The 22175-nt window shown below is 72.5% G+C and carries 17 protein-coding genes; 3 read left to right on the forward strand and 14 right to left on the reverse strand.

Annotated elements, in window-relative coordinates; all coding sequences use genetic code 11:
• Positions 1-132: 132 nt before the first annotated feature.
• Entirely contained in the window at positions 133-1626 is a 1494-nt protein-coding gene (locus tag DEI92_RS10415) for a sensor histidine kinase (RefSeq protein ID WP_111013445.1), read from the reverse strand.
• Positions 1627-1765: 139 nt separating this feature from the next.
• Here DEI92_RS10415 and DEI92_RS16695 point away from each other — a divergent pair, with 139 nt between their 5' ends.
• Positions 1766-2359, forward strand: coding sequence for an Rv3235 family protein (locus DEI92_RS16695; protein ID WP_220037492.1), 594 nt, complete (start codon positions 1766-1768; stop codon positions 2357-2359).
• 140 nt (positions 2360-2499) lie between these two features.
• On the opposite strand, the gene secA is transcribed toward DEI92_RS16695, so the two are convergent.
• The 8 genes from secA to DEI92_RS10460 form a co-directional block, all read right to left on the reverse strand.
• On the reverse strand, positions 2500-5313 hold the full coding sequence (gene secA / locus DEI92_RS10425) for a preprotein translocase subunit SecA (RefSeq protein ID WP_111013446.1): 2814 nt from the start codon (positions 5311-5313) through the stop codon (positions 2500-2502).
• A 223-nt stretch (positions 5314-5536) separates the two neighbouring features.
• On the reverse strand, positions 5537-6238 hold the full coding sequence (gene hpf, locus DEI92_RS10430; protein ID WP_111013447.1) for a ribosome hibernation-promoting factor, HPF/YfiA family: 702 nt from the start codon (positions 6236-6238) through the stop codon (positions 5537-5539).
• 90 nt (positions 6239-6328) lie between these two features.
• Positions 6329-7021: a ComF family protein gene (locus tag DEI92_RS10435; RefSeq protein WP_111013448.1), complete on the reverse strand. Its 693-nt coding sequence runs from the start codon at positions 7019-7021 to the stop codon at positions 6329-6331.
• A gap of 101 nt (positions 7022-7122) precedes the next feature.
• A complete protein-coding gene (locus DEI92_RS10440) occupies positions 7123-8793 on the reverse strand; it encodes an LpqB family beta-propeller domain-containing protein (protein WP_111013449.1) in 1671 nt (556 codons plus the stop codon).
• Positions 8790-10460, reverse strand: a complete 1671-nt coding sequence (gene mtrB, locus DEI92_RS10445; protein WP_258370164.1) for an MtrAB system histidine kinase MtrB — start codon at positions 10458-10460, stop codon at positions 8790-8792. Before mtrB ends, DEI92_RS10440 begins: the two co-directional genes overlap by 4 nt.
• 54 nt (positions 10461-10514) lie before the next feature.
• Entirely contained in the window at positions 10515-11192 is a 678-nt protein-coding gene (gene mtrA / locus DEI92_RS10450) for an MtrAB system response regulator MtrA (protein WP_111009558.1), read from the reverse strand.
• Positions 11193-11325: 133 nt separating this feature from the next.
• Positions 11326-12804, reverse strand: coding sequence for an adenosylhomocysteinase (ahcY, locus tag DEI92_RS10455; RefSeq protein ID WP_111009636.1), 1479 nt, complete (start codon positions 12802-12804; stop codon positions 11326-11328).
• A 105-nt stretch (positions 12805-12909) separates the two neighbouring features.
• Entirely contained in the window at positions 12910-13119 is a 210-nt protein-coding gene (locus DEI92_RS10460; protein WP_111009557.1) for a DUF3499 family protein, read from the reverse strand.
• Between the two features lie 42 nt (positions 13120-13161).
• Here DEI92_RS10460 and DEI92_RS10465 point away from each other — a divergent pair, with 42 nt between their 5' ends.
• Complete coding sequence (locus DEI92_RS10465) at positions 13162-13614, forward strand: metallopeptidase family protein (protein ID WP_111009556.1); 453 nt, start codon at positions 13162-13164, stop codon at positions 13612-13614.
• A 14-nt stretch (positions 13615-13628) separates the two neighbouring features.
• On the opposite strand, the gene DEI92_RS10470 is transcribed toward DEI92_RS10465, so the two are convergent.
• The 5 genes from DEI92_RS10470 to manA form a co-directional block, all read right to left on the reverse strand.
• Positions 13629-15044, reverse strand: coding sequence for a DUF5719 family protein (locus DEI92_RS10470; protein WP_111013450.1), 1416 nt, complete (start codon positions 15042-15044; stop codon positions 13629-13631).
• A complete protein-coding gene (locus DEI92_RS10475) occupies positions 15041-17875 on the reverse strand; it encodes a glycosyltransferase family 2 protein (protein ID WP_146249142.1) in 2835 nt (944 codons plus the stop codon). The genes DEI92_RS10470 and DEI92_RS10475 overlap by 4 nt, the downstream gene beginning before the upstream one ends.
• Before the next feature lie 102 nt (positions 17876-17977).
• Positions 17978-18301, reverse strand: coding sequence for a WhiB family transcriptional regulator (locus DEI92_RS10480; RefSeq protein WP_111009635.1), 324 nt, complete (start codon positions 18299-18301; stop codon positions 17978-17980).
• Positions 18302-18504: 203 nt separating this feature from the next.
• Positions 18505-19467 carry a UDP-glucose 4-epimerase GalE gene (galE, locus tag DEI92_RS10485; RefSeq protein ID WP_111009553.1) on the reverse strand — a complete coding sequence of 321 codons (963 nt, stop codon included), beginning with the start codon at positions 19465-19467 and terminating at the stop codon, positions 18505-18507.
• A 38-nt stretch (positions 19468-19505) separates the two neighbouring features.
• Positions 19506-20711: a mannose-6-phosphate isomerase, class I gene (gene manA / locus DEI92_RS10490; RefSeq protein WP_111013582.1), complete on the reverse strand. Its 1206-nt coding sequence runs from the start codon at positions 20709-20711 to the stop codon at positions 19506-19508.
• A gap of 68 nt (positions 20712-20779) precedes the next feature.
• Between manA and DEI92_RS10495 the strand changes: the two genes are divergently transcribed.
• On the forward strand, positions 20780-22162 hold the full coding sequence (locus DEI92_RS10495) for an O-antigen ligase (protein WP_146242877.1): 1383 nt from the start codon (positions 20780-20782) through the stop codon (positions 22160-22162).
• The last annotated feature ends 13 nt before the right edge of the window (positions 22163-22175 follow it).

Below are 22175 nucleotides of genomic sequence, written 5' to 3' on the forward strand. Positions count from 1 at the left end.
AGCGCACCCGTTCCGACGACGACGGCGCCCAGTCCCCAAGGGGACCGGGCGCCGTCGGCGTTCCACCCCACGTCGTCCTGCCGCGCCCGTCGTCCCTCGACTCGGAGCCCGCGCGATCCCGAGGCCGAAGCCCTACGACTGCTCCGACCACCGGAAGGGGATGCCGATGGTGACCTCGGTACCGCTGCCGACCAAGGTGTGCCAGTCGATCGTGCCGCCGAGTTCGCCCTGGATCAGGGTCCGCACGATCTGCGTGCCGAGTCCCGCACCGACCTTGCCCTCGGGGAGTCCGCGCCCGTTGTCGCGCACCTGCACCTCGAGGTGGTCCTCGAACCGGTCGGCCACGATCTCGACCTCGCCGTCACGGCCGTCGAGCCCGTGCTCCACCGCGTTCGTCACGAGTTCCGTGAGGCCGAGCGCCAACGGCGTCGCCGCTTCGCTCGGGAGCACACCGAACTCGCCCGTCTTCTTGGGGCGCACGGTCGTGTTGTGACTCGCCGCGACCTCGGTCACGAGCATGAGCACGCGGTCGAACACGTCGTCGAAGTCCACGTTCTGGCTGAGACCGGTCGACAGCGTGTCGTGGACGACCGCGATGGCCGCGACCCGACGCATCGCCTGCTGCAGGGCCTCCCGGGCCTCCTCCGAATGCGTGCGACGCGCCTGGATGCGGAGGAGCGACGCGACCGTCTGCAGGTTGTTCTTGACGCGGTGGTGGATCTCGCGGATCGTTGCGTCCTTCGTGATGAGCTCGCGCTCCTGATGCCGCTGCTCGGTGACGTCACGGCAGAGCACGATCGCCCCGATGCGCTCCCCGTGGTCGCGCAGGGGGATCGCGCGGAGCGTCACGGTCACGCCCTTCGCCTCGATGTCGGTGCGCCACGGGGCGCGGCCGGTCACGACGAGCGGCAGGGACTCGTCCACGACGAGCTGGTTGCCGAGCAGTCCGGTCGTCACCTCCGCCAGGGAGAGCCGTTCGAGCTCGCCCTCGAAGCCCATCCGATTGAAGGCGCTGAGGCCGTTCGGGCTCGCGAAGGTGACGACGCCCCCGACGTCGAGTCGCAGGAGTCCGTCGGAGGCACGAGGAGCACCCCGACGCGGACCGGTCGGTGCGCCGATGTCCGGGAAGTCCCCCGTGGCGATCATGCCGAACAGGTCGTTCGCGCTCGAGTTGAACGTCAGCTCCTGGCGGCTCGGCGTGCGCTGCTCGTTGACGTTCGAGTGGCGTGTGACGACGGCGATGGGCGCCTCCGTCGTCTGGGCGCTCGTGGCGGACAACCGACGCAGGACCGGGATCGCGCGCACGCGGGTCGGGGTGTCCTCGTACCAGTCGGGCTCCGCCGAGTCGACGATCTCGCTGCGTTCGAAGCACTGGGTGATCTGGTCGCGCCACTCGTCCCGCACGCCCTGCCCGACGACGTCGCGGTAGAACAGCGTCGCGGCGGACGACGGCCGCGCGTGCGCGACGGCCACGAACGAGCCGTCCTCCGCGGGCACCCACACCACGATGTCGGCGAACGACAGGTCGGCGAGGAGCTGACCGTCGCCCACGAGCAGGTGGAGCCACTCGACGTCCGCGTCGGTGGACCGGCCTTGGGCGAGAACGAGGTCACTGAGGGTCGACACGGAGCAAGTCTAGGTGGCCGCCTCCGGTCCTCCCTGCGACCGTCCCCACCTCGGTCCGGGAATTAAATGTCACATTCCAACGGTCAGTAGCCTGAGGGCGTGGCCGGGGAGGCCGCACCACCGCACCACGAGGGGGCTCATGGACGACCGTGCCGCACAGCGCACCGACGACGGACCGGAGGGACGGGGCACGCGCCGTCAGGGGCGGCACGCCCTGACCGAGCACGGAGCGCAGCCGGTTCCTCCGCTGCCCACGGCGCTCGACGGCGCGGTCCTCCGCCCCACGCCTCCCGGGCACGAGCCGGATCGCTCTGCCGAGCGCGCGCCGCGGCGCACCGCCGGGCCGCGCCGGCTCCGCCGCGCCGACGCCGCACCGCAGCCCCCTCGCGCAGCGCTGCCGGACCCCACCCCCGTAGCACGCGACCTCGCCCGCTGTGTCGTCGAGATCCTCGCCGGCGCCCGTGAACTCGACCAGATCGCGCGGTGGGTGACGGACGACGTGCACCGACACCTCCAGGTCCGCGTCCGGTTGGCGGCCCGCGCGCGGTCGGTACGCCGGACGGCGCCGCGCAGGCCCGTCTTCTCGATCGGTTCGGTGATCGTCCGCGAACCGAGCGACGGTGTCGCCGAGGCCACCGTCATCGTGCATGCACGGGCACGAACGCGTGCGGTCGCGATCCGCCTGGAGGGCCGCGACGGCCGATGGCGCGCGACCGCGGTCAGCGTCCTCTGACCACCGGTGCGGACCGCACCGGAGCGCAGGGCTGACCGGCGCGGACCGCACCGGAGCGCAGGGCTCACCGGCGACGGGTGCGCGAACGCCGAACGGCGACGGCCTGAGGAGGACCGCCGCCGTTCCGGGAACTCTCCCGATCAGCTCTTCTTGGCCTGCGCCCGACGGTCCGCCCGGTTCGTCGGCGCCGTGTCGCGCTGCCCGAAGGCACCGCGCTGCCCGGACGCCGTCGCCGCAGCACCGAACGACGACCCCCGCTCGGGACCCGGGACCTGCTCGGCCTCGGCGACGGCCTGCTGCCGCTGCGCGAGTGCGGTCGCGGCATGCTCGAGGCGACCGCTCTGGTCACGGACCTCGACCTCGCCGTCGATCGACGGTGCCGAGTACTCCAGCCCGGCGGCCTCCGAGTCCTCGCCGAGGCCCTTGGCGTCGATGACGGCCGTCTCGCCGTCACGCTGCACCTGGACCTCGAGGTTGAACAGGAACCCGATGGACTCCTCGCGGATCTGGCCCATCATGCTCTGGAACAGGGCGTAGCCCTCGCGCTGGTACTCGACGAGGGGGTCGCGCTGCGCCATCGCGCGGAGACCGATGCCGTCCTTGAGGTAGTCCATCTCGTAGAGGTGGTCGCGCCAGCGTCGGTCGATCACCGACAGGACGACGCGGCGCTCGAGTTCGCGCATGGCCTCGTCGCCGAGGGCCTCCTCGCGCTTCTGGTACGCGAGCTTGGCGTCCGACAGGATCTCGCGGCCGAGGAAGTCGCGCGATGCCTTGCCCCGCGATCCGGCCTCGGTGATGACCTCGTCGATGGTGATCGACACGGGGTAGAGCGTCCCGAGCTCGGTCCACATCGCGTCGAGGTCCCAGTCGTCCGGGGAGCCCTCGCCCGTGTGCGAGTCGATGATCTCGTTGACCACGCTCTCGAGGAACTGCTGCGACCGGTCGTGCAGGTCGTCGCCCTCGAGGATGCGGCGCCGGTCGTCGTAGATGGCCTCGCGCTGGCGGTTCAGGACGTCGTCGTACTTCAGCACGTTCTTGCGGATCTCGGCGTTCCGGGCCTCGACCTGGGCCTGCGCGGAGCGGATCGCACGACCGACGAGCTTGTTCTCGATCGCGAGGTCGTCCGGGACGTTCGAGCGGCCCATGAGGCTCTCGGCCGCGCCGGAGTTGAACAACCGCATGAGGTCGTCCGTGAGGGACAGGTAGAAGCGGCTCTCGCCGGGGTCGCCCTGTCGACCGGAGCGACCACGCAGCTGGTTGTCGATGCGCCGGGACTCGTGTCGCTCCGTGCCGAGCACGTACAGCCCACCGGCGTCGCGGACCTTCTCGGCCTCGACCTCGACCTCGGCCTTGACGCGGGCGAACACGTCGTCCCACGCGGCCTCGTACTCATCCGGGGTCTCGGTCGGGGACAGCCCCTTCGCGTGCATCTCGGCGACGGCGAGGAACTCCGCGTTGCCGCCGAGCATGATGTCCGTACCGCGGCCGGCCATGTTCGTGGCGACCGTGACCGCACCGAGGCGACCCGCCTGGGCGACGATCGCGGCCTCGCGCGCGTGGTTCTTCGCGTTGAGCACCTCGTGCTTCACGCCGCGCTTGGCGAGGAGCTTGGACAGGTACTCGCTCTTCTCGACGCTCGTCGTGCCGACGAGGACAGGCTGGCCGTTCTCGTGCCGCTGCTCGATGTCGGCGGCGACCTGTTCGAACTTCGCGGGCTCGTTCTTGTACACGAGGTCCGTCTGGTCGTTGCGCTGCATCGGCCTGTTCGTCGGGATCGGGACGACGCCGAGCTTGTACGTCGACATGAACTCCGCCGCCTCGGTCTCGGCGGTACCGGTCATGCCGGAGAGCTTCTTGTACAGGCGGAAGTAGTTCTGCAGCGTGATGGTGGCGAGGGTCTGGTTCTCCGCCTTGACCTCGACGCCCTCCTTCGCCTCGATCGCCTGGTGGATGCCCTCGTTGTACCGGCGGCCCATGAGGATGCGACCGGTGTGCTCGTCGACGATGAGCACCTCGCCGTTCATGACGACGTAGTCCTTGTCGCGCTTGAACAGGGCGTCGGCCTTGATCGCGTTGTTGAGGAACGAGATGAGCGGGGTGTTGGCCGACTCGTACAGGTTGTCGATGCCGAGGTAGTCCTCGACCTTCTCGATCCCGGGCTCGAGCACGCCGACCGTGCGCTTCTTCTCGTCGACCTCGTAATCGACGCCGGGACGCAGGCGCGTGGCGATCGTGGCGAACTCGGTGAACCAGCGGTTGGCCTCGCCCGAGGACGGTCCGGAGATGATGAGCGGCGTGCGGGCCTCGTCGATGAGGATCGAGTCGACCTCGTCGACGATCGCGAAGAAGTGCCCGCGCTGCACCATGTCCGACGCCTGCCACGCCATGTTGTCGCGCAGGTAGTCGAAGCCGAACTCGTTGTTCGTGCCGTACGTGATGTCGGCGGCGTACTGCTCGCGACGCTCGGCGGGCTCCTGCCCCGCGAGGATGCAGCCGGTGGTCATGCCGAGCGCGCGGAACACGCGGCCCATGAGTTCGGACTGGTAGCTCGCGAGGAAGTCGTTGACGGTGATGACGTGCACGCCGCGCGAGGCGATGGCGTTGAGGTACGCGGCCGTCGTCGCGACGAGCGTCTTGCCCTCACCGGTCTTCATCTCGGCGATGTTCCCGAGGTGCAGCGCGGCACCGCCCATGAGCTGGACGTCGAAGTGACGGAGCCCGAGCGTGCGCTTCGACGCCTCACGCACCGCGGCGAACGCCTCGGGCAGCAGGTCGTCCAGGGACTCGCCGTTCGCGTACCGCTCGCGCAGCTCACGCGTCTCGTCGCGCAGTTCCTCGTCGCTGAGGGTGGCGAAGTCGTCCTCGAGGTCGTTGATCGCCTCGGCGTAGGCCTTGAGGCGTCGGAGCGTGCGCCCTTCGCCGATGCGGAGGACCTTCTCCAGCACGTTGGTCAATCGAGACTCCTCATGGTGTCGTCTGGCGCTGATCGCTCGGGGCCTCCGGACGGCCGTTCGCGCGCGCCTGATCAGCCAGCCATGCTAGCAACCTCCGCGCCCGCACACCTGGGCAGCGGGCGCTGCCGGAGCCGATGGGCGCCCCCGTTCGCTCGGGGCGGACACGAGGGCCCCGACCGCACCGTGTGGTGCCGATCGGGGCCCTCGTGGTCGTGCGCGGAGGTCAGACGGTCACGCCAGCGCGTTCGACCGTCGCGGCCTCTTGCTGGACGGGTGCGGCGTCGTCCAGGGCGATGACGCCGTAGTCCCAGCCCTTGCGGCGGTACACGACGCTGGGGCGTTCCGTCTCGGCGTCGATGAAGAGGTAGAAGTCGTGGCCGACGAGCTCCATGTAGTACAGCGCGTCGTCGACGGTCATCGGGGACGACGCGAAGACCTTCGTGCGGATGACGACGGGGTTGTAGGCGTCCTCGTCCGTCGCCTGGGCCTCGTCCGTCACGACGGGCAGGCTGCCGGTCGCGACCGTCTCGATGAGCGTGCCGTCGGCGGGCACGACGTCCATCGTGGCGAACCCGTCACCCGCCGCCTCGGCGACCGAGGTCGGGCGGTGACGGCCCCGGTGGACCTTCTTGCGGTCCTTCGCACGCCGCAACCGTTCGGCGATGCGGGCGAACGCCAGGTCGAACGCCGCGTACTTGTCGGACGCGGTCGACTCGGCGCGGATGAGCGGCCCGGGACCGATGAGGGTGAGCTCGACGCGGTCGTCGCCGCTCGCCCCGCTGCTCTTCTCGTGGTGTCGACTGACCCGGACCTCGAAGGCCACGGCACGATCGGCGAGCGCGTCGATCTTCGCGGACTTCTCCTCGGCGTAGGCGCGGAAACGGTCGGTGATCCCGACGTTCCGTCCCGTGATCGAGATGTCCATGGCGGCTCCCATCCAGACTCGGCGCGTCGCCTCCTCGTGGCGACTCCAGACGCCTTTCGAGCGAGCGTAGACCCGGGTGCACGCGACGATTCAGGGTCCGGTCCCAGCCTCCGACGGGGAGGACGGCTCCACGCTCGCCGTCGCCACGCACCGCACCACGCGGCCGCCCGCGGCGCGGACCGCCCGGATCGCCTCGGCCATGGTCACCCCGGTCGTCACGACGTCGTCGACGAGCACGACGGCGCGGTCGCGCACGTCCACCGCGCGGAGGGTGCCGACCGTCGCGGTCACCCGGTCCACCGCCGACAGCGACTTCTGGCCGCCGTCGCGCCTGCCACGGGCCCGCGGGTCCGGCACCCGTCGGAGCACGCGAGCGGTCCGGAACCCACCGCGACGGAGCAGGACGACGACCGGGTCGAATCCCCGCCGCCGACGTCCCGCCCGCGAGGACGGCACCCGGACCACGACCGCGTCGGGCGCCTCGGCGAGCGCCCCCCGGAGTGCCCGCACGGTGGGGCGGGCCAGCGGTCCGACGACGTCGAGCCGTCCGTGCACCTTGAACGCGAGCACGAGGGCCCGGGCCGTCCCGCGGTAGGTGAACGGGGCGTCGAGCCGGACGCCGGCCACGAGCCGGACGCACGACGGGGTCGCGGCGAGGTCCTCGAGACACGCGTGACACACCGGGCGGTCGTCACGCCCGCAGACGACGCACGACACCGGCAGCAGCACGCCGAGCGCCTCGATCGCCGCGTCCCGCCACCGGTCGGCTTCCCGCTCCCCCATGCCTCGATCGTCGCGCCGCGGCCGCGTGACTCGGCGCCGGATCCATCAGTCGGTGGACGGCGGTCCGGACGGGAGCACCTGGGGAGGACGGGCCTCCCGGCCTACCGCTGCGTGCCGAGGACGGCCGCCGTCACGCCGCTGTCGTCCCAGCCACCGCCGCTCTCGGCGAGCACACGGCCGTCGGTCATGCGCAGCAGCAGCGAGTCGGACGCACCGCCGACGATCGTCGTCGCCGAACCGGACGGGCGGTTGAGCGTCGTCGAACGCCCGCCGATGGTCGACGACGTCACGGTCGAGCCGGTCGCGGTGGAGCCGAGCGACGCCACCTCGAGGTCGCTCTGCCACGTCGCGTCGACCGGGGTGCCCGCGGCGACCGGCACCCGGACGGGTGCGCCGAGCGCGGTCGGCTGCTTCTGCGAGTTCCGGAGCACGCCCATGACGTACAGGGCGGCACCCTCGTCGGTGTCGATGAGCGCGAGTGCCCGGGTGGCGTCCCGCGACACGCGGAACGCGACGAGTCGGCCGTCGGGCAGGCTCGACGAGATCGGGTGCGGATCGCCCTCGAGCCCGTACGCGACGACCGACCGGGGGTCCGCCGCCTGGGCCGACCACACGAAGCCCTCGTCGTCGATGGACGGCGCGACGAGACCGCTCCGCGTGTCCACCTGCACGGGAGCGCTCGAGCCGGACCGGACGGCGTCCACGCCGTCGGCCGTGCCGACCGCGGCGGAGGTGCCCGCCGCCGTCACCTCGAGTGACGTCGGGTCGAGGCCGCGGATCTTGTCCGCGATGCCGGCGAGTTGGTCGACGGCTCCCGCGGCTGCGTTGCCGACGGCGTTCTTCGCGACGACGAGCGGCCGGGCGTCGACGTCGGGGTCGCGTTCGGCGTTCGTGCCCGTCGAGTCGGGCACGTCGAGGCTCGTGCCCTCGACCGTGATCGTCACGGACGAGATGCTCGCGACCGACGCCAGGCTCGCGGTGAGCTGCTCGCGCATCCGGACCTTCTCGACCGTGGTCGCTTTCAGCGCGTCACTCGTCAGGTCGACCTGGGCGGACCCGCTCTCGATCGTCACGGCGTTGAGGGACAGCTGCGTGCCCTCGGGGAACGCCGTGACGACCGCTCCCTTGAGCCACTCGCTCGGCCCGGCGAGCAGGGCGCTCGCGATCCGCGTGCTCGTCGACGACCGGGCGAGGAACCACCGTTCCTCGGGCACGAGGTAGTGGTACGTCGGGTCGTAGAAGTACAGGGCGTGCGCCTGGAACACCGACTCGAAGCTGACGGGCGACAGGATGATCCCGCCGGGCGCGTAGCTGATCCGCCACTGCCCGCGTTCCTTGCGGAACTGGAACGTCAGCGTCGACGTCGCGTCGCTGTCGGCCTGCGTGTACTCGCCGTCGGCGTCCACCGTGGCCGACACCGTCATCGTGTACGAGAGCCGACGGTCCCCGGTGCGCGCGACGGTGCCGCTCCCCTGGCGGACGGTCACACTCTGCCGCGGGTTCCACCGCTGCGCGAACCCCGTCGTCAGGAACTCCCGTGCCACCGCGTAGTTGTCCTGGGCACCGGTGGCCGCGTCGATGAACTGTCGGAGGACGGTCTCCTGGTCCGAGCCCTTGACCGGCCCGTTCGGGCGGTAGTCGACGCCGGACGGCGCCTGGTCCTCGACGCGGCCGCCCTTCTGCACGGCACCGCCGGTCGGGATCGCGGCGCAGGCGGTGAGCACGACGAGCACGAGCGTCGCGACGAGCGCGGTGAGGACGCGCCGGGTCACCGCCGCGGCCCTCCGTCACCGTCGGCGGGGACGGCCGGGAGGCGCGGCTCGTCCTCCAGGTCGTCGAGCGCGGGCAACGGGATCACCGACCGCGTCACCGCGTCGCCGGCGCGGCGCGGGAGCGTCAGCACGAACACCGATCCGACCGTCGGCCGCGACCAGACGTCGATCCGCCCGCCGTGCAGGTGTGCGTCCTCGAGGCTGATCGCGAGCCCCAGGCCGGTCCCGCCGATGGTCCGCTGTCGACTCGGGTCGGCCCGCCAGAACCGGTCGAACACGCGCTCGACGTCCTGCGGGGGCATCCCGACGCCCTGGTCGCGCACGGCGATCGCGACCGTGTCGACGTCGCTGTCGACCACGACCTGCACCGGCTTGGCCTCGCCGTGCTCGATCGCGTTCCCGACGAGGTTGCGGAGCACGCGCCGGATCCGTCGTCCGTCGGCCTGCACGACGACGTGGCCGCCCGGTGTGGCGACCTGCAGCTCGACTCCGGCCGACTCGGCGAGCGGCCGGAACTCGTCGACGATGTCGGTCGCGAGCGCCGCCGGCACGACCGGCTCCGTCTCGAGCTGCACCGCCTGGGCGTCGTACCGCGAGATCTCGAGCAGGTCCGCCAGCAGCAACTCGAACCGGTCGATCTGGGTGTGCAGGAGCTCGCTCGACCGGGCCACCGCTGGTTCGAACGCGTGTCGGGCGTCGAACAGGACGTCGCCCGCGAGCCGGATGGTCGTCAGGGGCGTGCGGAGCTCGTGGGACACGTCCGACACGAACCGCTGCTGCACGCGGGACAGCTCGGCGAGCTGGGTGATCTGCCGGCTCATCACGTCGGCCATGCCGTTGAAGCTCGTGGCGAGGATCGCGATGTCGTCCTCGCCCCGCACGGGGATGCGTTCGTCGAGTCGGCCGGCGGCGATCTTGCGGCTCGTCTCGGCCGCGACGCGCACCGGGCCGACGACGAGGCGGACGACGAGCGACGTGACGAGCGCGATGAGCACGACGAGCGCCACGCCGCCGACGGACAGCGTCTGCGACACGAAGTCCAGCGTCTTCTGCGCGTCGCTGAGGTCGTAGACGAGGTACAGCTCGTACTGCCCGGCGCTCGGGATCTGGAGCGTCGACCCGACCGCGAGCCCCGGTTCCCGTCGTCCGCCGTCCTCGAGCGCGACCGCCTGCAGCCGGAGCGCACCGGAGTCCTTCGCGACGGCCTTCCGCAACTCGGGCGTGATCACCGAGTCCGGGAAGTCGGGGCTCGCGATGTTCTGCAGCGTCTGCGTGGTGGACTGCCCCGGGGTGCGGAGGATGGCGATGCTCGTGCCGCCGGGACTCGTCGTGGTGGTCAGGATCGAGGTCTGCGCCTCGTTCTGCAGCGTCTCGAGCTCGACCTGGTTGTTGTCCTCGGCGGCGGTGGCGGCGTCGAAGATGTTCTGGGCGAGGACCGTCGCACGCTCCGACTCGGCCTCGATCTGGTCTCGCCGTTGGGCGTAGACGTTGTTCGTGATGCTCAGGGTGATCGCGGTGCCGATGACGCTGACCGCGAGCCCGGTCGTCAGGACCGTGATGGCGACCGCGCGGAACAACAGGGACCGTCGCCAGAGGAACGCGACGGCGCGCCACCCCCGCCGGATCCATCGCCGGGTGCGCCGCCACACCTGCCGGACGGTGACCACCCCGGGGGACGTGACGGATGTCGGCGTCGCACGGGCCGCGGGCCTGGCCAACGGCTAGCCCTGCGAACCCGCCCGGTAGCCGACGCCGCGCACCGTGGTGACGATGCGCGGGTTGTCCGGGTCGTGCTCGATCTTGGCGCGCAGCCGCTGCACGTGGACGTTGACCAGTCGCGTGTCCGCCTTGTAGTGGTACCCCCACACCTGCTCGAGCAGCATCTCGCGCGTGAACACCTGGTTCGGCTTCTCGGCGAGGGCGCGCAGCAGGTCGAACTCGAGCGGGGTGAGTGCGATCGGGGTGCGGCCGCGGCGGACCTCGTGCCCGGGGACGTCGACCGTGAGGTCCCCGACGGTGAGGACGGCCGCGTCGCTCGCCACCGGGCGCAGGCGCGTGCGGATGCGCGCGACGAGCTCCTTCGGGTTGAACGGCTTGACCACGTAGTCGTCGGCACCGTTCTCGAGGCCGGACACGACGTCGGCGGTGTCGCCCTTGGCGGTGAGCATGATGATCGGCGTGCCGCTCTCGGCACGGATCCGGCGACAGACCTCGATCCCGTCGACACCCGGCAGCATGACGTCGAGCAGCACGAGGTCCGGTCGCGTGCTCTGGAAGGCCTCGAGCGCGTCGGTGCCGTCCTCGCTGAACTCGAGCTCGAACCCCTCGGACCGGAGGACGATCCCGATCATCTCGGCGAGCGCCTGGTCGTCGTCGACGACGAGGATGCGCGGGCTCATGGTCCCCCTCAGGATCGGTGGTGCCGGACGTGGCGACGCGCCCGTGCTGCCACCATAACCGAGGGACCCGGTCACGACGGCCGGGCGCGGCGGGGCGGCGGTCCGCGGGGATCGCCGCCGCGCCGCCGGGACGTCAGTAGCGGTAGTGCTCGGGCTTGTAGGGGCCCTCGACCGGCACGCCGATGTAGTCGGCCTGTCGGGCGTCCAGCGTGGTCAGCTCGACGCCGAGCGCGTCCAGGTGCAGTCGTGCGACCTTCTCGTCGAGGTGCTTCGGCAGCACGTACACGTCGGTCGGGTACGCCTCGGGTCGGGTCCAGAGCTCGATCTGCGCCAGCACCTGGTTCGTGAACGAGTTGCTCATGACGAACGAGGGGTGGCCGGTCGCGTTGCCGAGGTTCATGAGCCGCCCCTCGCTGAGGACGAGGACGCTCCGGCCGTTCGGCAGGCGCCACTCGTGCACCTGGGGCTTGATCTCGATCCGCTCCGCCCCCTCGAGCCGCTCGAGTCCGGCCATGTCGATCTCGTTGTCGAAGTGGCCGACGTTCGCGACGATCGCCAGGTGCTTCAGCCCGAGCATGTCGTCGACCGTCACGACGTCCACGTTGCCCGTGCAGGTCACGACGATGTCGACCTGGTCGAGGACGGATTCGAGCCGGGCGACCTGGAAGCCGTCCATGGCCGCCTGGAGCGCGCAGATGGGGTCGACCTCGGAGACGATGACGCGGGCACCCTGTCCGCGGAGCGCCTCGGCCGCGCCCTTGCCGACGTCGCCGTAACCGACGACGAACGCGACCTTGCCGCCGATGAGGACGTCGGTGGCCCGGTTGAGGCCGTCCGGCAGCGAGTGCCGGATGCCGTAGCGGTTGTCGAACTTCGACTTCGTCACGGAGTCGTTGACGTTGATGGCCGGGAACCGGAGGACGCCGGCGCGCGCGAGCTCGTACAGACGGTGCACGCCCGTCGTGGTCTCCTCGGTCACCCCGCGCAGCTCGGCCGCGATCCGGGTCCACCGGTCGGGCGAGGTCGCGAGCGACTCGGCGATCGTGCGGAGGACGACGAGACGCTCGGCCGCGGCGTCGGACGCCGGTTCGGGGACGGCTCCGGCGGACTCGGCGTCCGCACCCTCGTGCACGAGCATCGTGGCGTCGCCGCCGTCATCGAGGATCATGTTCGGCCCGATCCAGTCGGCGCCCTCGGCCGCGGCTTCGGCCGACCAGTCGAAGATCCGGTTCGTGCACCACCAGTACTCGTCGAGGGTCTCGCCCTTCCAGGCGAACACCGGGACACCGGCGGGGGCGTCCGGGGTGCCCGTGGGGCCGACCGCGACCGCCGCGGCCGCCTCGTCCTGCGTCGAGAAGATGTTGCAGCTCGCCCAGCGCACGCGGGCACCGAGCGCGACGAGGGTCTCGATGAGCACGGCCGTCTGCACGGTCATGTGGAGCGATCCGGCAATCCGCGCACCCGCGAGCGGCTGCGACGCACCGAACTCCTCGCGCAGTGCCATGAGGCCGGGCATCTCGTGCTCGGCGAGGCGGATCTGGTGTCGGCCGGCCTCGGCGAGCGTCAGGTCGGCGACGCGGTGGGGCAGCGCGGTCTGCATGTCGGTGGGCATGACCACCAGTCTCCCACCCTCCGGCCGGGAGGCACGTGGCGGGCTCGCACCGCGCCTCCCGGCCGGAGGGCGGTGGCGACCGCCGGGCGACGGACCCGGCCGGCGTCAGTCGCGCCCGAGGGGCGCGCGGCGCACCACCTGCCACCCCCGTGGGACCGAGAGGCGTTCGGCGTGCCGGCCACAGAGGTCGTACCCGTGCGGCTCGACCCGGATCGACAGCGGTCCCACGACGACCATGGAGTCGGCGTAGTCGTACGTCAGGGTCGCCACGGCCCCCGCCCCGCAGGCGACCTTGCTGCAGATCCGCACGTCCATCTCCCGCCCAACCTACCGGGCACCCGGCAGTACCATGGCCGCATGGTCCGCCGACGCCCCCTCGTGACGCCCGTCGACCGGGCCCGCGGTCGCTCGCGGCACGGCCGGGGCGGGCGCTCGTCGGTCACCGGGCCCGACCTCGCGCCCGTGGTCACCCGGGCCGAGGCGTTCGACCGCATCGTCGGCGACACGGCGCACTACCTGGTCGAGCTGTGGCCCGACGAACTGCGCGGCGTCGTGTTCCAGGTGGCGGACATGCCGTCGACCGCGACCGCACCCGACCCGGCGGACCGCACGGTGCCACGCTGGCGCATCGACCGACGGCCGGACCGCGTGACGATCTACCGGATCCCGGTCGAGCGGCTGACGCACCTGCCCGAGAAGGACGACGTCGACCGCCGGATCGTCGTCGAGACCGCGGTGTTCCGGGCGGTCGCGGAGCTCCTCGACAAGGACCCCTGGGACCTCGCCCCGGACCGGTACCGGCACCTCTGACCCCGTCCCGCCGATCAGGGGTAGACGGTGATCGGCGTCGACGCGGTGGCACCCGGGCGCAGCGGGAACCCGGCGATCCCGGCGTCGCCCGCGTAGGACACTCCCGCGACCAGCCCGCGGACACCGCGGAGCGTGAGCGCGGTGCTCGTCGGCACCGTCGTGTCCGCCGTCGTCCCCGCGGCGACCGTGACGGTCGTGCGCTCCCCGCCCGCCGCCATGGTCACCGTGGCGTCGGAGGTCGTGGGGTTGACGAGCGTGAGGCGGGCGCCGGGACCGTCGACGACGTCGACGAGGGTGGTGCCCGTGAGCGTCGGCGCGGACGCGAACCACCCGAGGTCGGTCCGGCCGTCGGTCGTCGGCGTGCTCGTCCGGGCCCCGGCGACGATCGGCACGTCCGCGGTGACCGTCACCGTGTACCGGCCGTCGGCGAAGTCGTCGAGGGGCACGTCCGTCACGACGCCGCCGTCCGCCGTGGCCTGGACCGTGGTCCCACCGCCGTCCGCGGTCGTCAGGGCCATGGTCAGGTGCGCACTCGCGTCACCCGGCACGAACACGCGGACCACCGGTGCTGCGTCGGCGGTGTCGTCGCCGTGCTGCGCGCCGTCCGTGTCGCGGAGCACGACCCCGGGGATCGTCTGCGTCCGGGACGGTGTCGCCGCCGCCTGCACGACGTCGGCCCCACCCGGGGTGAGGGTCCGCACGATGCTCTCCTGCATGGTGGCGACGATCTGACCGCCGGAGGACGTCACGTGCACGACCGGCGACGCCGCGTCGGAGACGAACCCCGCCAGCGGCACGACCTTCTGCGTGTTCGGTGCGACGACGATGCCGGTGGTGCCGGGCGCCGACACCTTGCCCGTCGTCGTGAAGACGTCGAGGTCCACGGTCGCGTTGACGTCGGTGGGGTTCGCCAGGGTGACGATGCTCGTCCGACCGGTCTCGGTGGAGCCGCCGACGAGCCAGCTCGACGTCGACGGGTCGTCGCACGAGGCGGCGGCGAGGCCCGCGACCTCGTCACCGTCGGCCTCCTGGATGCCGCTCCCGGCGACGGTCGGGGTGGTGCGCCCGGCGCGTGCCGTGACGACGGTCGGGTCCGAGCCACCGTTGCTCGCGGCGGCCAGGGTCGACCGGTGCACCTGTCCCGTGGTCGACGCCGCGGCGACGGTCTCGTGGCCGACCCGGGAGGCCGTGGTCGCGTCCGCACCGGACGCGTCGGCCAGCTGGAGGAGGCCGCCCGCGCACACCCGGGAGGCGTCCGCGGGGACGGGGGTCACGGTCCGCCCGGCGGGTCGCGCCGTGATGCCGGTGAGGTCCGCGGCGTGCGCGGTGCCGATGGTGCCCGCGGCGACGAGCACGGCGACGAGCGTGGCGCTCCCCCGGACCGCCCATCGCCGTCCGTTCCGCTGACCGTTCGTGGGCTGCTGGGTCATTCGCGCTCCTCGTCGAAGGTGGTCGCGGGTTCGTCGGCCTCGATCACGTGCGACACCGCCCGCCGTCGACGCGGCCCCGTGGGGATCGCGAGGAGTGCGGTGGCGCCGAACACGACGCCGAGGACGACGAGGAACAGCGCGTGGGCGGCGGACGCCGCGGCGGTGCCCGTGGCGGGCCGGTCGACGCGGCCGTCGTAGCTCCACAGGACGCCGGTGCCGGTCGCGCCGATGCTCGTGAACCGGGCGTCCTGGCCGATGGAACCGGCGGCGCGGTCGTGCAGTGCCTCGGCGGCACGGGAGTCGGGTCCGTCCGCGAGCAGGACGAACCGCACGCCGAGCCGGCGGAGGTCCTCGCGCGGGTCGAAGCCGCTCCGACTGGCGAGGTTCGCCGCGAGCGTCGTCAGGCGCCGGTCGTCCGGACTGAGGCGGTGGGCGGTGGCCTGGACCGTCGACTGGTCGTCGAGCGTCGCCCCCTGCCCGCGCTCCAGGGACACCCCGAGCGTGCCGTCGCGCTGCGGGGTCAGGACGAGCGTGCCGACGTCGGGGTTCGTCCGTGCCTCCGCGTTGACGTAGGCGCTGATCACGCGCCCCGTGGTCGGGCTGATCGCCGCCGTGCCGAGGTACAGACCCGCGAACACCGGCGCGACCGTCACGCCCGTGAGCACCGCGGCGACGAGTCCCAGACCGGGCGCGAGTCGCGGCAGCGTGTCGAGCCCGACCACCGCGGCGACGACGAGCGCGAACCAGGACACGCTGAGACCGCTGCCGGGCCACACGATGGTCGTGGTGGACCCGACGCCGGACAGCGCGAGGTGCGTGGCGCCGAAGGCCGTGAGGTACCCGACGAGCGCGAACCCGAGCGCGACCGCGGCGAGGTGCCAGCGTCGGCCGAGCAGCGCACCGATGGCGGTCGCGCCGACCGGGAGTGCGAGCACCGCGAGCGCGATCGGGAGGACCGTGGTGGCGAACCCGGCGGCGTGCGACGCCGTCGTCCACCCGTTCCAGTCCGGGAGCGGGGACCCGATCGCCAGCTGGAGCGCCGACGGCGCCCGGGTGGCGTCGGGCACGCCGGGGTCGGCGAGGACGCCGAGCGGCGTTCCCGCGCGGAGCTGCGTGATCACGAGGGGGGCGAACAGCACGACCGCGGGCAGCGGGATCGCGATGCGCCGGAGGAGGTGCCGCCAGCCGAAGGCGAGGGACGCCAGCCACGTCAGCACGAGCACCGGGATGAGCGACGGGGCGCTCGCGAGCACGGCTGCGAACAGCAGCGCGGCGCCCGCCGACGACGCCCACGACCGATGGGCGCCGAGGAGGGTGAGGAGCAGCCACGGCAGGAGCACGTGCGCGATCACCGCGCCGACATGTCCGCTCATCACGGCCGTCACGAGCGACGGCGAGAGCGCGTACAGCGTCGCACCGACGACCGGCACCCAGACCCGCGTCGTGAGCCGGCGCGACGCGAACCACCCGCCGAGGGCCGACAACGGCACCGCGAGCAGCATGACGAGCACGATCGACGTGGACGGTGACCAGAACGTGAGCGTGCCGAGCACCGCGAGCACCGCCGCGAACGGGTCACTCGGCCCCGTGAACCCCGTGCCGATCGTGTGCCATCCGTACCCGACGTTCTGCCAGAGCCGACCGACCGTCGTGCTGAGCGGCAGCAGCCCCCCACCCGTCAGCGCGGGTGCCCCGAGCAGCGGGCCGAGCAGCACCGCCGTGACGACCGCGGCGGCGAGGACGGTCCACAAGCCGCCGTCGCCGAGGAACGACGCGCGGGGCACGGCGGCGTCCTCGACCCGGGCGAGCTCGAGGTCGCGCGCGGTGACCCGGTGCTCCCGGACGCGGCCCAGACTCACGCGGAGCGGCTCGACGGCGGCCCAGCCGACCCGGCGGTTCCGCGCGAGGGTCCGACGTGCCCGTCCCACGCCACCGCCGAAGGCCACGGCGACGGCGGCACCGATCTCGGCACCGACGGCGCCGGGGTGCTTCGCGACGAGGCGCCCGACGCTCCGGAGGATCGCGAGCGGCACGAGCGACAGCCAGTGGAGCCAGAGGACCGCGGCCGGTGCGTACACGAGACGCCGGTGCAGCTGGGCCTGCCGCCGGAAACGGAGGCGACGGGTCTCGGACACCGACCGTCGTCCGAAGTCCTCGGGGCCGCCGGCGCTCGTCACCCGGGCCTCGGGCACGACGCTGACGCGGTGGCCGGCGAGCCGCGCCCGGACGCAGAAGTCGAGCGCGGCGTCGACGTGCGGCAGTCCCGGGTCGAAGCCGCCGAGCGCGGTCCAGACGGAACGGCGGACGAGCATCCCGGCGACACCGACGCCGAGCACGTCCGCGTGCGCGTCGTGCTGTCCCTGGTCGAGCTCGTCGGCGACGAGGACCGTCGACCGTCCGAAGCGGGTCATGCTCTCGCCGAACTCCCGGATGCGCGTGGGCTCCTGGGCGACCATGACCTTCGGCCCGGCGACCGCGACGGACGGCGCGATCTCGACCGCGGCGAGGAGCTCGGCGAGCGCGGTCGGCGCGGGGGCGTTGTCGTGCCCGATGAGCCACAGCCACTCGTCGACGGACTCGTCGGGTGCGGCGTGCGGTGCGACGCGCTCCCCCTGGGCCACCGCCTCCCCGAACGGCCGACCGGCCGGGATCCGTGCGAGCTGCGCGGACCCGCCGAACGAGAGCTCGTCGGTCGAGCCGTCGGTGGACCCCACGTCGACGACGACGAGGGCTTCCGGGGGGCGGGTCTGGGCGGCGAGCGCGTCCAGGGTCCTGTCGAGGAACTCCGCGCCGTTGGCGCAGACGAGGATCGCGGTGACTCTGGGCTGCATGACGCCGGTCACTCTACGTCCGGTCCGGAGCGGCTCCCGGGAGGCGCGGCGCGCGTTTCGGAGACCGCTCCCGCCGAAGCGGATCCGGTGCCGACGACCGGACTAGGCGCGCTTGCGCAGCTTCCGTCGTTCGCGCTCGCTCATGCCGCCCCAGATGCCGAACCGCTCGTCGTTCTCGAGCGCGTACTCCAGGCACTGGGAGCGGACCTCGCAGGAGGTGCAGATCTTCTTGGCCTCGCGCGTCGAGCCGCCCTTCTCCGGGAAGAACGCCTCGGGGTCGGTCTGCGCGCACAGCGAGTCGACCTGCCAGGCGAGCGGGTTGTCCCCCTGGTCCTCGCCGGCACGACGGACCCCGGGGACGCCGAGGTCGACGGGGTCGACGTGCCAGTCGTCCGGGACGCCGGACCGGAAGTCGGAAGCGTTCACCCTGATCACCCCTTGCTCCACCGCTGAACGGTCGTGTTGGCCACGGTCGCGGCGAGCGCCGCAGCACTAATTACACAGGTGTGATTCGCTGAGGTCAAGTCGGCGGATCATAAAACCGTCGACCTCGTATCGAAGGTCATGTCCCCCGTTCTGGCGTGTCGCGCGGCGCGTCGTCCGTGGTGTACGGGGCCACCGGACGGCGGTCAGGACGCGTTTCGGCGGGCCTCCCAGGCGCTCGTCACCATCTCGTCGAGCGAGTGGCGCATGGCCCAGTCGAGGTCGCGCGCGGCGAGTTCGCCGGTCGCGACGATGCGTGCCGGGTCACCCGGACGGCGGGGCGCGACGGTGGGCTCGAAGTCGATCCCGGTGCCCCTGGCCATGGCCGTCATGATCTCGCGCACGGACACACCGTCACCGCTGCCGAGGTTGTACGCACGCTCGAGCCGGTCCCCCGCGTCGAGGCGCTGGGCGGCCACCGCGTGCGAGTGGGCGAGGTCCGCGACGTGGATGTAGTCGCGGACGCACGTGCCGTCGGGCGTCGGGTAGTCGTCGCCGTTGATCCGCGGCGTCCGTCCGGCCAGCAGCGCGTCGAACACGAGCGGGAACAGGTTGTGGGGGCTCGCGTCGTACAGATCGGGTCCACCGGAACCGACGACGTTGAAGTACCGCAGGCTCGTCGTGCGGAACCCGGCCGCGACCTCCATGTCGTGGAGCAGCCACTCGCCGATGAGCTTCGACTCGCCGTACGGGGACTCCGGCGCCTTCGGGGTGTCCTCGACGACGACGTCGACGTCGGGGGTGCCGTACACCGCCGCGCTCGACGAGAACACGACCCGGTCGACCCCGCGGTCCGCCATCGCACCGAGCAGCGTCGCCATGCCGGTGACGTTCTGCTCGTACGTGTGGAGGGGACGCTCGACCGAGACGCCCGCGTACTTGAACCCCGCGACGTGCACGACACCGGTGACACCGTGCTCGTCGATGGCGTGCCGCACGAGGTCGCCGTCGAGGATCGTGCCCTGGACGAACGGGACGTCCTCGGGGACGAACGACGCGAACCCGCTGGAGAGGTCGTCGAGGGCGACCGTCTCGAGCCCCGCGGCCCGCAGGGCGCGTACGACGTGGGAACCGATGTACCCGGCACCGCCGGTGACCAACCAACTCATGGCGCTACCGTACCGGGACGGCGCGCCCCGACCGCGGCTCAGGCGGGGGTGGCGATGAAGACGGTGGCGGTGCCGCCCGCCGCGGCGTCGGTCTCGACGGTGACCGTGCCCTCGTCGGGCGTGACGTAGCACGACTCCCCCCGGCGGAGCATGGTCGCCGACCGTGCTCCGACGAGGGTCGCGGCGCCCTCGGTGCAGATCGCGATGGACGGTCCGCCGAGCGGCACGACCCCGCCGGCGCCCAGCCCGGCCGTGGCACCGGCGCTCGACACGCGGACGAGTGCGAACCCGACGCCCGCGGGTGCGAACCGGTCCACACCCGGCGCGACGGGCTCCGGCGTGAGCAGCGGCGGCGGCCCCGGCGTGAAGTCGAGCACGTGCAGCAACTCCGGCACGTCGACGTGCTTCGGCGTCAGACCACCGCGCAGGACGTTGTCCGACGGCGCCATGAGCTCGATGCCGAGGCCCTCGAGGTAGGCGTGGATGTTGCCCGCCGGCAGGTAGAGGGCCTCGCCCCGGGCGAGCGAGACCCGGTGCACGAGCAGGGCGACCGCGACGCCCGGGTCGTCCGGGTACGACGCGGCGAGGTCGACGACGGTCGCGGTGTTCGGCGTCGGGTCCTCGACGGCGGTCGCGAGTTCCCCGAGCACACGCACGAGGGAGCGCGCGTCGTCGTCCGCGGTGACGAGCCAGCGGACGGTCTCCTCGAGGCCCTGGTCGCGCAGCCGGTCGGCGAGCGGCGCCGTGCGACCGGTCCCGCCGTCGATGCGGACGATGTCGGCGAGCGCCTCGTCCACCGGGCGGAACCCGCTCAGGGCCTCGAACCGCTCGCTCAGCGCGACGACGAGCTCGGGCTTCGGGTACGGGTCCTTGTAGTTGCGCTCCGCGGCGTCGACGGGGATCCCCGCCGCCTCCTCGCGCGCGAACCCGTCGCGGGCCTGCTCGGGCGTGGGGTGCGCCTGCAGTGACAGCGGTGCCGCGGCGGCGAGCACCTTGAGCAGGAACGGGAGGCCCTCGGCCCCGCCACCGAGCGCGGCGTCCGGTTCCTCGCGGATCCAGTCGGCGAGGGTGTCCGCACCACCGACCATCGCCGGGTTCACCACGACGCTCGGGCTGCCCGGGTGCGCTCCGAGCCAGAGTTCGGCCTGCGGCTGACCGGTGACGGTGCGGCCGAGGAGTTCGGGGATCGCGGTGCGGGAGCCCCAGGCGTAGTCGCGCGGGGTGTTCGTGATACCGAGGAACATGGCTCCGACCATATCGGCAGGGGCCGACGGCGGTGGTCCCGGGCCCGCGGCCCGGTAGCCTCGTCGTCGTGACGAACACCTGGCCGTGGACCCGCGGACGCGTCCCGGAGCGTGAGGCGTTCGGCTTCGCCGCCACCGTGCTCTTCATCGTCTTCACCGGCGACGGCATCCCGAACACCATCAGCTGGATCGGATGGGCGGTCGTCTGCGCCGGCGCGGGTGCCTGGGGGGTCGCGATCGCGATCCGGGCCCGGCCGTCGTTCCGGCGCACGCCGAACGCCCTGTGGGTGTACATCGCGTGGTGCCTCGTGAGCGTCGCGTGGTCGCACTGGCGGGTCGCGACGACCGCGAGCATCGCCGCGCAGCTCCTCTGCGCCCTCATGGCGGTCGTCATCGCCTCGACCCTGAGCTGGCGGCGGATCCTCGACGCGCTGAGCCTCGCACTCCGCTGGGTCCTCGCCCTGTCCCTCGTGTTCGAGGCGGTCGTCGCGGTCCTCGTCCGCCACCCCGTCTACCCGGTGTGGACGCACTACGGTGGCCGGCACGTGCCGGCCGCGTTCGCGTTCTCGCGGGCGGAACTGTTCACCGGCGGACGCATCCAGGGCCTCCCGGGCAACGCGAACCTCCTGGCCATGGTGGCGTTGCTCGCCGCGATCGCGGTCGGCGTGCAGCTCGCCGAGGGGCGCATGCGGCGCGTGCGCGCGACCGGGTGGCTCTCCGTGGCCGCGGTGGTGTTCCTGCTCACCCGCTCCTCCACGGTGGTGGCCGCCGCGGCCGTGACCGCGCTCGTGCTCGCCGGTGCGCTCGTGATCCGTCGCGTGCCCACCGGACGACGGACCCCGCGGTACCTCGCCGGGCTCGCGATCGCGGTCGTGCTCGCCGGCCTCGTGGCGCTGCTCTGGCGGCCGGTGCTCGCGCTGGCGGGCAAGAGCCCGGACCTGACCGGACGCGGGGAGATCTGGCGGGCGGTGTGGGGCCTCGTCGAGCAGCACCCCGTGCTCGGGTGGGGGTGGCTCGGGTACTGGTGGCCCGCCATCGAGCCGCTGAACCACCTCGCCGTGCGCAACGGCGTCACGTACCTGCAGGCGCACGACGCGTTCCTCGACGTCTGGATGCAGACCGGCGTCGTCGGGGTGGTCCTGTTCGGCCTCGCCGTCCTCACGACGCTCGTGCGGTCGTGGGCGAGCGCCACGGCGTTCAGCTACGACGCCGACCACCGCCCGCGGGCGTTCGCGCCGGTCTCGCTGCTCGCCCTGCTCGTCGTGGTGGCGCTCCTCGTGCAGAGCGTCACGGAGTCCCGGCTCCTCTACGAGGGCGACTTCATCCTCTTCGTGCTCGTCGCGGTGAAGACCCGGATCGTGGCCGTCGGCGACGAACCGCCGTCGATCGGGGACGGACCGCGTGTGCCGGTCCGCAGCCGGTCCTTCCGTCGTGCCGCGGCCGGCCGCTGACCCGCGACCGGCT

The organism is Curtobacterium sp. MCBD17_034 (assembly GCF_003234515.1).
GTDB lineage: Bacteria > Actinomycetota > Actinomycetes > Actinomycetales > Microbacteriaceae > Curtobacterium.

Excerpts from the sequence above, each read along its gene's own strand:
- DEI92_RS16695 (WP_220037492.1), top strand. The coding sequence starts at position 1,766 with ATGGACGACCGTGCCGCACAGCGCACCGACGACGGACCGGAGGGACGG.
- hpf (WP_111013447.1), bottom strand. The coding sequence starts at position 6,238 with ATGGACATCTCGATCACGGGACGGAACGTCGGGATCACCGACCGTTTC.
- DEI92_RS10435 (WP_111013448.1), bottom strand. The coding sequence starts at position 7,021 with ATGGGGGAGCGGGAAGCCGACCGGTGGCGGGACGCGGCGATCGAGGCG.
- mtrA (WP_111009558.1), bottom strand. The coding sequence starts at position 11,192 with ATGAGCCCGCGCATCCTCGTCGTCGACGACGACCAGGCGCTCGCCGAG.
- ahcY (WP_111009636.1), bottom strand. The coding sequence starts at position 12,804 with ATGCCCACCGACATGCAGACCGCGCTGCCCCACCGCGTCGCCGACCTG.
- DEI92_RS10460 (WP_111009557.1), bottom strand. The coding sequence starts at position 13,119 with ATGGACGTGCGGATCTGCAGCAAGGTCGCCTGCGGGGCGGGGGCCGTG.
- DEI92_RS10465 (WP_111009556.1), top strand. The coding sequence starts at position 13,162 with ATGGTCCGCCGACGCCCCCTCGTGACGCCCGTCGACCGGGCCCGCGGT.
- DEI92_RS10470 (WP_111013450.1), bottom strand. The coding sequence starts at position 15,044 with ATGACCCAGCAGCCCACGAACGGTCAGCGGAACGGACGGCGATGGGCG.
- DEI92_RS10475 (WP_146249142.1), bottom strand. The coding sequence starts at position 17,875 with ATGCAGCCCAGAGTCACCGCGATCCTCGTCTGCGCCAACGGCGCGGAG.
- galE (WP_111009553.1), bottom strand. The coding sequence starts at position 19,467 with ATGAGTTGGTTGGTCACCGGCGGTGCCGGGTACATCGGTTCCCACGTC.
- manA (WP_111013582.1), bottom strand. The coding sequence starts at position 20,711 with ATGTTCCTCGGTATCACGAACACCCCGCGCGACTACGCCTGGGGCTCC.